The organism is Variovorax sp. Varisp53 (assembly GCF_059491555.1).
The window spans coordinates 1,442,116-1,454,270 of the sequence record NZ_CP168512.1 but is presented as its reverse complement, the minus strand read 5'-3'; the positions used below and the strand labels follow the sequence as shown (position 1 = coordinate 1,454,270).

10 protein-coding genes are annotated in these 12,155 nt (G+C 67.2%); all 10 read left to right on the top strand.

Annotation, left to right across the window (positions count from 1 at the left end; genetic code table 11):
• Positions 1-19 precede the first annotated feature (19 nt).
• Positions 20-1,441, top strand: coding sequence for a 3-isopropylmalate dehydratase large subunit (leuC, locus tag ACEOAB_RS06570; protein ID WP_413748293.1), 1,422 nt, complete (start codon positions 20-22; stop codon positions 1,439-1,441).
• A gap of 16 nt (positions 1,442-1,457) precedes the next feature.
• On the top strand, positions 1,458-2,108 hold the full coding sequence (gene leuD / locus ACEOAB_RS06565; RefSeq protein WP_056586781.1) for a 3-isopropylmalate dehydratase small subunit: 651 nt from the start codon (positions 1,458-1,460) through the stop codon (positions 2,106-2,108).
• A gap of 43 nt (positions 2,109-2,151) precedes the next feature.
• Positions 2,152-3,240 carry a 3-isopropylmalate dehydrogenase gene (gene leuB / locus ACEOAB_RS06560; RefSeq protein ID WP_007830501.1) on the top strand — a complete coding sequence of 363 codons (1,089 nt, stop codon included), beginning with the start codon at positions 2,152-2,154 and terminating at the stop codon, positions 3,238-3,240.
• Positions 3,241-3,328: 88 nt separating this feature from the next.
• Positions 3,329-4,471, top strand: a complete 1,143-nt coding sequence (asd, locus tag ACEOAB_RS06555; RefSeq protein WP_056586775.1) for an aspartate-semialdehyde dehydrogenase — start codon at positions 3,329-3,331, stop codon at positions 4,469-4,471.
• 169 nt (positions 4,472-4,640) lie between these two features.
• Positions 4,641-7,466, top strand: a complete 2,826-nt coding sequence (locus ACEOAB_RS06550) for a FimV/HubP family polar landmark protein (protein ID WP_495653552.1) — start codon at positions 4,641-4,643, stop codon at positions 7,464-7,466.
• A gap of 29 nt (positions 7,467-7,495) precedes the next feature.
• Positions 7,496-8,317 (top strand): tRNA pseudouridine(38-40) synthase TruA, encoded by an 822-nt coding sequence (truA, locus tag ACEOAB_RS06545; protein ID WP_413748693.1) that lies wholly within the window; start codon positions 7,496-7,498, stop codon positions 8,315-8,317.
• Positions 8,314-9,006 (top strand): phosphoribosylanthranilate isomerase, encoded by a 693-nt coding sequence (locus ACEOAB_RS06540; RefSeq protein WP_413748692.1) that lies wholly within the window; start codon positions 8,314-8,316, stop codon positions 9,004-9,006. The genes truA and ACEOAB_RS06540 overlap by 4 nt, the downstream gene beginning before the upstream one ends.
• A gap of 47 nt (positions 9,007-9,053) precedes the next feature.
• Positions 9,054-10,331 (top strand): tryptophan synthase subunit beta, encoded by a 1,278-nt coding sequence (gene trpB / locus ACEOAB_RS06535; RefSeq protein ID WP_413748691.1) that lies wholly within the window; start codon positions 9,054-9,056, stop codon positions 10,329-10,331.
• The gene (trpA, locus tag ACEOAB_RS06530) at positions 10,331-11,176 is read left to right on the top strand and encodes a tryptophan synthase subunit alpha (RefSeq protein ID WP_413748690.1); all 846 of its coding nucleotides are present in this window, start codon (positions 10,331-10,333) and stop codon (positions 11,174-11,176) included. Before trpB ends, trpA begins: the two co-directional genes overlap by 1 nt.
• Positions 11,177-11,242: 66 nt before the next feature.
• Positions 11,243-12,115, top strand: coding sequence for an acetyl-CoA carboxylase, carboxyltransferase subunit beta (gene accD, locus ACEOAB_RS06525; protein WP_007830494.1), 873 nt, complete (start codon positions 11,243-11,245; stop codon positions 12,113-12,115).
• Positions 12,116-12,155: the final 40 nt, after the last annotated feature.

The window sequence follows — 12,155 nt, the reverse complement described above, 5'->3', positions numbered from 1 at the left end:
AAAGACAGAAGAGACCGACATGGCACGCACGCTCTACGACAAGATCTGGGACGAACACGTCGTCCACACCGAGGAAGACGGCACCGCGATCCTCTACATCGATCGCCACCTGGTCCACGAAGTGACCAGCCCGCAGGCCTTCGAAGGCCTGCGCGAGGCCGGCCGCAAGCTGTGGCGCATCAGCTCGGTCGTGGCCACGGCCGACCACAACACGCCGACCACCGGCTGGGAGCGCGGCTACGAAGGCATTGCCGACCCGACCAGCAAGGAACAGGTCACCACGCTCGACCACAACATCGCCGAGTTCGGCGCGGCGGCGTTCTTCCCGTTCCTGAGCAAGCGTCAGGGCATCGTGCACGTGATCGGCCCTGAATCGGGCGCGACGCTGCCGGGCATGACGGTGGTGTGCGGTGACTCGCACACCTCTACGCACGGCGCGTTCGGCGCGCTGGCGCACGGCATCGGCACCAGCGAGGTCGAGCACGTCATGGCCACGCAGACGCTGCTCGGCAAGAAGGCAAAGAACATGCTCGTGAAGGTCGAGGGCAAGCTGCCTTTGGGCTGCACGGCCAAGGACATCGTGCTGGCCATCATCGGCAAGATCGGCACGGCCGGCGGCACGGGCTACACCATCGAATTCGCGGGCTCGGCCATTCGCGACCTGAGCATGGAAGGCCGCATGACGGTCTGCAACATGGCCATCGAGGCCGGCGCGCGCGCCGGGCTGGTGGCGGTCGACGAGAAGACCATCGCCTACGTGAAGGGCCGCCCGCTCGCGCCCACCGGCATTGAATGGGACCAGGCCGTGGCCTACTGGCGCACGCTGCAGTCCGACCCGGGTGCGAAGTTCGATGCCGTGGTCGAGCTCGACGCCACGCAGATCCAGCCCCAGGTGACCTGGGGCACCTCGCCCGAGATGGTGGTCGACATCAACGGCCGCGTGCCCGATCCCGACAAGGAAAAAGACGCCAGCAAGCGCAGCGCCATCGAGCGCGCACTCGTCTACATGGGGCTGGAGCCGAACAAGGCGATGAACGACATCTTCATCGACAAGGTGTTCATCGGCTCGTGCACCAACAGCCGCATCGAGGACATGCGCGAAGCCGCTGCCGTGGTGAAGAAGCTGGGCCAGAAGGTCGCGAAGAACGTGAAGCTCGCGCTGGTCGTGCCCGGCTCGGGCGTGGTGAAAGAACAGGCCGAGCGCGAAGGGCTCGACCTGATCTTCAAGGCGGCGGGCTTCGAATGGCGCGAGCCCGGCTGCTCGATGTGCCTGGCGATGAACGCCGACCGTCTGGAGCCCGGTGAGCGCTGCGCCTCCACCAGCAACCGCAACTTCGAAGGCCGCCAGGGCGCCGGTGGCCGCACCCACCTCGTGAGCCCGGCCATGGCCGCCGCCGCCGCGGTGCACGGCCACTTCGTCGACGTCCGTACGTTCGCCTGAACCCAGAGAGATTCACATGCAGAAATTCACCGTGCACAAGGGCCTCGTAGCCCCGATGGACCGCGAGAACGTGGACACCGACGCGATCATTCCGAAGCAGTTCCTCAAGTCGATCAAGAAGACCGGCTTCGGCGTGAACCTGTTCGACGAATGGCGCTACCTGGACGCTGGCTTTCCGGGCCAGGACCCGGCCAGTCGCAAGCCGAACCCCGACTTCGTGCTGAACCAGCCGCGCTACGCCGGCGCCTCGGTGCTGCTGACGCGCAAGAACTTCGGCTGCGGCTCGTCGCGCGAACATGCACCGTGGGCGCTCGACCAGTTCGGCTTTCGCGCGATCATTGCGCCGAGCTATGCCGATATCTTCTTCAACAACAGCTTCAAGAACGGCCTGCTGCCGATCGTGCTACCCGAAGCGCAGGTGGCCCAGCTGTTCGACGAGACCTTTGCCTTTCCGGGCTACACGCTGACCATCGACCTGGAGCGCCAGGTGGTCGTGAAGCCCGACGGCCAGGAGTTTGCGTTCGACGTGCAGGCCTTCCGCAAGTACTGCCTGATCAACGGGCTGGACGACATCGGCCTGACGCTGCGCCACAAGGACAAGATCAAGGCCTTCGAGGCCGAGCGCCTGGCATCGAAGCCTTGGCTGGCGCACACGATGATCTCGTGATCGACCGCATTTCCGTTTTCAAGAAAAAACCTCGGACCAACTTATGAAAATCGCAGTTCTCCCCGGTGACGGCATCGGCACCGAAATCGTGGCGGAAGCCGTCAGGGTGCTCGAAGTCCTCGACCTGAAGTTCGAGATGGAGTCGGCGCTGGTAGGCGGTGCCGCCTACGAGGCCCACGGCCATCCCCTGCCCGATTCGACGCTCAAGCTGGCAAAGGAATCCGACGCGGTGCTGTTCGGCGCGGTCGGCGACTGGAAGTACGACAAGCTCGACCGCCCGCTGCGCCCCGAGCAGGCCATCCTGGGCCTGCGCAAGAACTTGGGGCTGTTCGCCAACTTCCGCCCGGCCATCTGCTACGAGCAGCTGGTGGGCGCATCGAGCCTGAAGCCCGAGCTGATCGCAGGCCTGGACATCCTGATCATTCGCGAACTGACCGGCGACATCTACTTCGGCCAGCCGCGCGGCCGCCGCACCGCGGTCGACGGCCACTTCCCGGGCGCCGAGGAAGCCTTCGACACGATGCGCTACTCGCGCCCCGAGATCGAGCGCATCGCCCGCGTCGCCTTCGAGGCCGCCCGCAAGCGCAGCAAGCGCGTGACCAGCGTGGACAAGGCCAATGTGCTCGAGACCTTCCAGTTCTGGAAGGACGTCGTCACGGAGGTGCACAAGGACTATCCGGACGTCGAGCTCGACCACATGTACGTCGACAACGCCGCCATGCAGCTCGTGAAGGCGCCCAAGAAGTTCGACGTGGTCGTCACCGGCAACATGTTCGGCGACATCCTCTCGGACGAGGCCGCGATGCTCACCGGCTCGATCGGCATGCTGCCCTCGGCATCGCTCAATTCGAGCAACCAGGGCCTGTACGAGCCCAGCCACGGCAGCGCGCCGGACATTGCCGGCAAAGGGGTTGCCAATCCTTTGGCTACAATCCTGTCTGCTGCCATGATGCTTCGCTTTTCACTCAACCAGCCCGAAGCTGCCGACCGTATCGAGTCGGCAGTCAAGGACGTGCTCGCTTCGGGGCTGCGCACGGGCGACATCTGGTCGGAAGGCACGAAGCGCGTCGGCACCCGCGAGATGGGCGACGCGGTCGTTGCAGCAATCACCAAAAAGACGATTACCGGCTAACCGCAGCCCGCTTCGTCACGCCCCTCCCCGGCTCGACGAGTCGGGGGCAAAAAAGACAACTTTTCTTTTTTCATAAGGGCAAACTGAAATGGCGAACGCATCTCAACCTCTGGTCGGCCTCGTTGGCTGGCGCGGCATGGTCGGCTCGGTCCTGATGGACCGCATGCAGGCCGAAGGCGACTTCGGCCTCATCGAGCCGGTCTTCTTCTCGACCTCCAACGCCGGTGGCAAGGCCCCGGCCATGGCCAAGAACGAAACCGCGCTGAAGGATGCGAACGACATCGAGGCACTGAAGAAGTGCGACATCGTCATCACCTGCCAGGGCGGCGACTACACCAGCGAGGTCTTCCCCAAGCTGCGCGCCGCAGGCTGGGCCGGCCACTGGATCGACGCCGCCTCCACCCTGCGCATGCAGGACGACGCGGTCATCGTGCTGGACCCGGTCAACCTGCCGGTGATCCAGAACGCGCTCGCCAACGGCGGCAAGAACTGGATCGGCGGCAACTGCACCGTGAGCTGCATGCTCATGGGCGTAGGCGCCCTCTACAAGGCCGGCCTGGTCGAGTGGATGACCAGCATGACCTACCAGGCAGCCTCTGGCGGCGGCGCGCAGCACATGCGCGAACTGCTGACCCAGTTCGGCACCCTGAACGCCGAAGTGCGCGCGCTGCTGGACGACCCGAAGTCGGCCATTCTCGAGATCGACCGCAAGGTGCTGCACAAGCAGCAGAACCTGAGCGCAGCCGAAACGGCCAATTTCGGCGCGCCGCTGGGCGGCTCGCTGATCCCCTGGATCGACAAGGACCTGGGCGACGGCATGTCCAAGGAAGAGTGGAAGGCCGGTGCAGAAACCAACAAGATCCTCGGCCAGGGTGCGGGCTTCGGCACTGCCGCCGTGCCGGTCGATGGCTTCTGCGTGCGCGTCGGCGCGATGCGCTGCCACAGCCAGGCCCTGACCTTCAAGCTCAAGAAGGACGTCCCCCTGGCCGACATCGAAGCGATGATCGCCGCGGACAACCCGTGGGCCAGCGTGGTGCCGAACACGCGCGAAGCCACCGTGAAGGACCTGACGCCGGTGGCCGTGACGGGCACCATGAACATTCCGGTCGGCCGCATCCGCAAGCTGGCGATGGGCCCTGAGTACGTCGGCGCCTTCACCATCGGCGACCAGCTGCTGTGGGGCGCCGCCGAACCCCTGCGCCGCATGCTGCGCATCCTGCTCGAAGCCTGATGCAGGCAGCTCAGGGCCTTTTGAAACACAAACTGTTGCCTTTCAGCAACGGAAGATGTGATCGTAAGTATGCGCGCACTGGGTAGAACACGCGCACTGCCTTGTCAGTACCCGGTGATGGTGCTAACGTCCTCTTACAAATTCTGGGCCTGAGCCGCCCCCTATCAGCATGACAAGACATCTGTTGCCTGCGGCCAGCCCATCGGCCGCTCGCCCGCTTCTGCCATCGAATGGCTGGCGGCTTTCCATCCTCGGTGCGGCGGCAGCCGTGGCCCTGGGCATCGCCAGCACCGACGCCAGCGCTTTTGCGCTGGGTCAGCTGAAGGTGCAATCGGCCCTGGGCGAACCGTTGCGCGCCGAGATCGACGTGACCGAAATCGCCGCCAACGAGGCGGACGGTCTGAAGATCAACATCGCCACGGCCGAAGCCTTCAAGAACGCAGGCGTCCCGTACAACTCCGCACTGAGCGACGTCAAGGCGACGCTGCAGCGTCGCGCCGGCGGCCAGTACGTGGTGCGCCTGAGCGGCAACCGCCCGTTGAACGACCCGTTCATCGACCTGCTGCTCGAAGCCAACGGCGCCTCCGGCCGGATCGTGCGCGACTACACCGTGCTGCTCGATCCGCCGGCCACGCGCCAGCCAACGACCAGCGTGCCGGCCACGCCCATCGCACCCCAGATCGCCACGCCGACCGAACGCGCTGCCCCGGCAGCCCGTGCGCGCCGCGAGCGCGCCCCTGTGGCGGCGCCATCGGCAGCACCCGCGGCGCCTGCGCCGGCACCGGCCGCAGCAGCGCCCGCGCCGATCACTGCGGCCGCACCTGCTCGCAGCAGTGGCGGCGAACAGGTTACGGTGCAGCGCGGCGACACCGCCAGCAAGATCGCGGCCGCCCACAAGCCCGCCGACGTGTCCCTGGACCAGATGCTGGTGGCGTTGCTGCTCGCCAATCCGGATGCGTTCTCGGGCGGCAACATCAACCGCATGCGCGCCGGCGCCGTGCTCGATCTGCCGAGCGGCGCCGAGGCGGCCGCTGTCCTGCCGGACGAAGCCCGCCGCACGGTCACGGCACAAAGCCGCGACTTCGGCACTTATCGCCAGCGGCTGGCCGACAACGCGCCGACCTCGAACGTGGCGGCCGCGAGCCGCAAGGCGTCGGGCAAGCTGCAGGCCAACGTCGAAGACCGCAACGCAGCGGCCAGCACGCCCGACAAGCTCACGATCTCGCAAGGCAGCGCGGCCTCCCGCGCCGCCGACGAGAAGGTCGCCCAGAGCCGCCAGGCGCAGGACAGCAGCAACCGCGTCGCGGAACTGTCGAAGAACATCAACGAGCTGAATAAGCTCAAGGCCGCAACGGGCACCGGTTCGTCGGCACCTGCTGCCGCCGGTGCGGCTGCACCGGCACCGGCGAAGCCAGGCATCCCGGTTCCGACACCGGCCACCAGCGCGACGGTCGCGCCTCCAGTCGCCGCAAGCCCTGCCCCCGTTGCTGCGCCGGCGCCAGCCCCGACCCCGGCCCCCGCTCCTGTCGTCGCGGCCGCACCTGCCGTTCCTGCAGCAGCCACGGCCGCACCGAGCCCCGCCGCTCCCACGCCCGAAGCAACGCCTGCCGCACCTGCTGCTGCCCCGACGGCAGAGGCCGCCGCTGCCGCTCCGGCAGCAGCCGCAACCGATGCAGCTGCTGCCCCCGCAACCCCGGCTGCAAGCGCCGCCGTGGCCGCCACGGCACCCAAGCCGGCCGTGAAGAAGCCGGCACCGCCGCCCCCGCCGGAGCCCACTTTCCTCGAAGAGCTCCTGGACAACCCGCTGATGCTGGCCGGCGGAGCGCTGATCGCGCTGCTGATCGGCTTCCTGCTGTACCGCGTGCTGGGCCGCCGGCGCGAGGAAATGAGCGAGAGCGTGTTCCTCGAAAGCCGCATCCCGAAGGACTCGTTCTTCGGCGCCAGCGGCGGCGAATCGGTCGACACCAAGCATCGCGGCGACTCCACCGTCTCGTCGCTGTCGTACTCGCCGAGCCAGCTCGACGCGGGCGACGTCGATCCCGTGGCTGAAGCCGACGTCTACCTGGCCTATGGCCGCGACCTGCAGGCCGAGGAAATCCTGCGCGAAGCGCTGCGCCTGAACCCGGACCGCACCGCCATCCACCTCAAGCTGCTCGAAATCCACGCCAAGCGCCGCGACGTGCGTGCCTACGAAGGCCTCGCCACCGAAGTGCACAAGCTGACGGGCGGCCTCGGCTCCGACTGGAACCGTGTGGTCGACATGGGCAAGGATCTCGATCCGGGCAACCCGCTGTACGAATCGGGCGCTCCCCGCAGCGGCGGCGCCAGCGCGGCCGAGACGGCCGCCTTCGCGGGCGCCCTCGCCGCGGCCGCCAAGCCGGCAGCACCTGCGCCCGTCGCGCCGCCGGTTGCCGTTGCACCGCCCGCCTTCGTGCCTTCGGTGGCACCGCTGGACTTCGACCTCGACCTGACCACGCCGCCGGCACCCGCCCCTGCACCGGCCCAGCAACATGCACCGGTCAGCGCCAGCCTGCCGAAGTCGATCTACGCGTCCGCCCCGACGACGGCACGCCCCCCAGCCCCCCTGTCGAACGGCCACGCCGCAACGCCTGTCGATCTCGAAAACGATTTCGACACCGCCCCCGGTGCACTGTCGGCCGACACGCTCCCCGGTTCGCTGAGCGATGCAGACAACACCCGCCCCGCCATGCTGCGCAATGCGCTGCCGGCCGACTCGGGCTTCATCGAGTTCGACATGAGCGCGCTGGCAGGCCTGCCGGCCCGCCCTGCCGAAACCGCGAAGCCCGCCGCAGCCGCCACGCACGATGACGATGAAGGCGACGACAGCCCGCACGCCGTCAAGCTGTCGCTGGCTCGCGAACTGCAAGCCATCGGCGACGTCGAAGGCGCTCGTTCGCTGGTCGAGGAAGTCGAAGCCGAAAGCGCCGGCGATCTCAAGTCGCAAGCCCGTCAACTGCTCGCAGAACTGCGCTGAGCGGTTGTTGTTGTACCGTCCCTGAATTCGTGAGGCTGGCGCTCGGCATCCGGTACAACGGCCAGGCGTACGAGGGCTGGCAAAGCCAGCGCTCGGGCCGCACGGTGCAGGACAAGCTCGAAGCGGCCCTCACGAAGTTCGCCGCACAGCCCTCCGGCAAGATCGGCACGCTGTGCGCCGGCCGCACCGACGCTGGCGTGCACGCGCTGATGCAGGTGGTGCACTTCGACACCGATGTCGAGCGCGAACCCTTCTCCTGGACGCGCGGCACCAACCGCTTCCTGCCCGACGACATCGCGGTGCAGTGGGCGCACCCGGTGCCCGACGAATTCCACTGCCGCGCCAGCGCGCTGGCACGCCGCTACCTCTACGTGCTCTCGCAGTCGCCGGTGCGGCCCAGCCTGGATTCGGGCCGGGTCGGCTGGTCGATGCATGCGCTCGACGGCGATGCAATGCGCAAAGCCGCCGCCGTGCTCATCGGCACGCACGACTTCAGTTCGTTCCGTGCCTCGGCCTGCCAGGCCAAGTCGCCCGTGAAGAACCTGCGCCGCATCCAAATCACGCGGGTTGGCGAAGGCGAACGCTGCCGCTGGCATTTCGAGTTCGAGGCCGACGCGTTCCTGCACCACATGATCCGCAACCTGATGGGCTGCCTCGTGCGCATCGGCCGCGGCGACGAACGGCCCGAATGGATCGCCGAGGTGCTCGAGGCGCGCAGCCGCAAGGCGGCGGCGCCGACCTTCTCCGCGGACGGCTTGTACTTCCTGGGCCCGTTGTACGACGCCAAGTGGGGTCTGCCGGCCGAGGCGACGCTGCAGGCCGGTGGCGCTCCTTATGATGGACCTCCATGACGTCTCCCCGCACTCGCATCAAGATCTGCGGCCTCACACGTGAGGCCGATGTGGATGCCGCGGTCGAAGCGGGTGCCGATGCCATCGGCTTCGTGCTCTATGCGAAAAGCCCCCGCGCGGTGACGGTCGAACGCGCTGCCGAACTCGCCTCGCGCCTGCCCCCTTTCGTCACGCCAGTGCTGCTGTTCGTGAACGAGGATGCTCCTGAAGTCATAGCATCACTCGCCCACGTGAAGGGCGCCATCGCCCAGTTCCACGGCGAGGAAACGCCCGAGCAGTGCGAGGAAGCCACCGGCCCAGGCCGCTTCCGCTACATGCGCGCCGCCCGCATTCCACTGGGGACTGCCGGCGCCGGCTTCGACCTCGTAAAATACGCGTCCGATTACTCCCACGCCCAGGCCATCCTGCTCGACGCCCATGTCGAAGGTTATGGCGGTGGCGGCAAGGCATTCGATTGGTCACTTCTACCACCCGCCGTCGACGCTCACCTCGTCTTGAGTGGTGGGCTCACACCTGCAAACGTGAGCGATGGCATTCGCATCCTGCGGACGCGCTGCAAGACGCTGTCCGTTGATGTGAGCTCGGGCGTCGAAATCGACGGTCCCGGGAACAAGGGCCTCAAGGACGCCGGAAAGATCCGGCAATTCGTCGCAGCCGTCAGGGCGGCCGACGCGTCCTTCTCCAGTTAGCCGCCGCAGCCGATCGATGTCGGGCTGTGGCCCACCGATCGGAAATCATGCAAAGCAACTACCAGCAACCCGATGCCACCGGCCACTTCGGCAACTACGGCGGCACCTTCGCGAGCGAAACGCTCACCCACGCGATCAACGAACTGCGCGACGCGTACGCGAAGTTCAAGGACGATCCGGCATTCCTCGCCGAATTCCACTACGAGCTGAAGCACTTCGTCGGCCGTCCCTCGCCGATCTACCACGCCGCGCGCACCAGCCGCGAGATGGGCGGCGCGCAGATCTACCTGAAGCGCGAAGACCTCAACCACACCGGCGCCCACAAGATCAACAACGTGATCGGCCAGGCGATGCTCGCGCGCCGCATGGGCAAGCCCCGCGTGATCGCCGAAACCGGCGCCGGCCAGCACGGCGTGGCCACCGCCACCATCTGCGCGCGCTACGGCCTCGAATGCGTGGTCTACATGGGCAGCCAGGACGTGAAGCGCCAGAGCCCGAACGTCTACCGCATGAACCTGCTCGGCGCGACCGTGGTGCCCGTCGAATCGGGCAGCAAGACGCTGAAGGACGCGCTCAACGAGGCGATGCGCGACTGGGTCACGAACGTGGAAAACACCTTCTACATCATCGGCACCGTGGCCGGTCCGCACCCCTACCCGACCATGGTGCGCGACTTCCAGAGCGTGATCGGCACCGAGTGCATCGAGCAGATGCCCGCCATGCTCGCGGCCGACGGCATCACCGGCGAGGCCGAGGGCAAACAGCCCGACGTGGTGGTCGCCTGCGTGGGCGGCGGCAGCAATGCGATGGGCATCTTCCATCCGTACATTCCGTTCGCGGGCACGCGCCTGATCGGCGTCGAGGCGGCGGGCGAAGGGCTCGACAGCGGCAAGCACTCGGCCTCGATCCTGCGCGGCAGCCCGGGCGTGCTGCACGGCAACCGCACCTACCTGCTGCAGAACGACGACGGCCAGATCACCGAGACCCACAGCATCAGCGCGGGCCTCGACTACCCGGGCGTGGGCCCCGAGCACGCGTACCTGGCCGACATCGGCCGGGCCGAATACGTCGGCATCACCGACACCGAGGCGCTCGAAGCCTTCCATTATTTGTGCCGAACGGAGGGCATCATTCCCGCGCTCGAATCCAGCCATGCCGTGGCCCACGCGATGAAGCTCGCGAAGACCATGCGCCCCGACCAGTCGATCCTGGTGAACCTCTCGGGCCGCGGCGACAAGGACATCGGCACCGTGGCCGACCTGTCGGGCGTCGACTTCTATGACCGCCCCTCGATGCGCGGTCTGAGCGTGAAGGGAGGCAAGTGATGAGCCGCATTGCTACCGCCTTCGACGCCCTGAAAAAAGACGGCCGCCGCGCCCTCATTCCCTACGTCACCGCAGGCTTCCCGTTCGCCGACATCACGCCCGAGCTGATGCACGGCATGGTCGAGGCCGGCGCCGACGTGATCGAGCTGGGCGTGCCCTTCTCCGACCCCATGGCCGACGGCCCCGTGATCCAGAAGGCCGGCGAGGCCGCGCTGGCGTTGGGCATCGGCATGAAGCAGGTGCTGGCCATCGTCGCCGCCTTCCGCCAGAAGGACGCGACCACGCCCGTGGTGCTGATGGGCTATGCCAACCCGGTCGAGCGCTACGACCTCGTGCACGGCAAGAAGGCCTTCATCCGCGATGCGGCCGCGGCCGGCGTCGACGGCCTGCTGGTGGTCGACTACCCGCCCGAGGAATGCGAAGCCTTCGCTGCGGACCTGAAGGCGGCCGGCATCGACCTGATCTTCCTGCTCGCGCCAACGAGCACCGACGAGCGCATGGCGCAGGTCGCGCGCATTGCGAGCGGCTATGTCTACTACGTGTCGCTCAAGGGCGTGACCGGCGCCGGCCACCTCGACACCGAAGCGGTCGGGCAGATGATTCCGCGCATCCGCCAGCACGTGAGCATTCCGGTCGGCGTGGGCTTCGGCATTCGCGATGCGCGCACCGCGCAGGCGGTCGGCTCGGTCGCCGATGCGGTCGTGATCGGTACGAAGATCATCCAGCTGATCGAAGACCAGCCCCGCGAAAAGGTCGTGCCGGCGGTGCGCGAATTCCTCGCCGGCATCCGCGAGGCGCTTGACGCGCTGCCGGCGGCTATCCCGAAAAATGCGGCTGGCCGATAATCACGGCTGCCCCTCACCCCCAGCCCCTCTTCCGCATGCGGGAGAGGGGAGCTAATTCGGAGTCCTATGAGCTGGCTTGAAAAACTGCTACCCGCCAAGATCGCACAAACCGACCCATCGGAGCGCCGCCAGGTGCCCGAGGGCCTGTGGATCAAGTGCCCCGCCTGCGAGACCGTTCTCTACAAGACCGACCTCGAGCACAACCAGAACGTCTGCCCCAGCTGCAGCCACCACCACCGCATCGGCGCCCGCGCGCGGCTCGACGCGTTCCTCGACGCCGAGGGCCGCTACGAAGTCGGCCAGGAAGTGCTGCCGGTCGACGCCCTGAAATTCAAGGACAGCCGCAAGTACCCCGAGCGGCTCAAGGAAGCGCTGGAGAACACCGGCGAGACCGACGCGCTGGTCGTCATGGGCGGCTCGGTGCACAGCATCAGCGTGGTCGTGGCCTGCTTCGAGTTCGAGTTCATGGGGGGCTCCATGGGCAGCGTGGTCGGTGAGCGCTTCGTGCGCGGCGTCGAAACCGCCATCGAGCAGAAGGTGCCCTTCATCTGCTTCACCGCCACCGGCGGCGCGCGTATGCAAGAAGGCCTGCTCTCGCTGATGCAGATGGCCAAGACCAACGCCGCGCTCACGCGCCTGGCGAAGAAGGGCCTGCCCTACATCAGCGTGCTGACCGACCCGACCATGGGCGGCGTCTCGGCCGGCTTCGCCTTCGTGGGCGACGTGGTCATTGCCGAGCCCAAGGCGCTGATCGGCTTCGCCGGCCCGCGCGTGATCGAGTCGACCGTGCGCGTGACGCTGCCCGAAGGCTTCCAGCGCGCCGAGTTCCTGCAGACCAAGGGCGCCATCGACTTCATCAGCGACCGCCGCGAACTGCGCAAGACCATTGCCAGCTCGCTGGCCATGCTGCTGCGCCAGCCGGCCGACGCGGTCAGCTGATCGAACAACAAGCCAATGCAAAGAGCCCGGGTGCGATGCA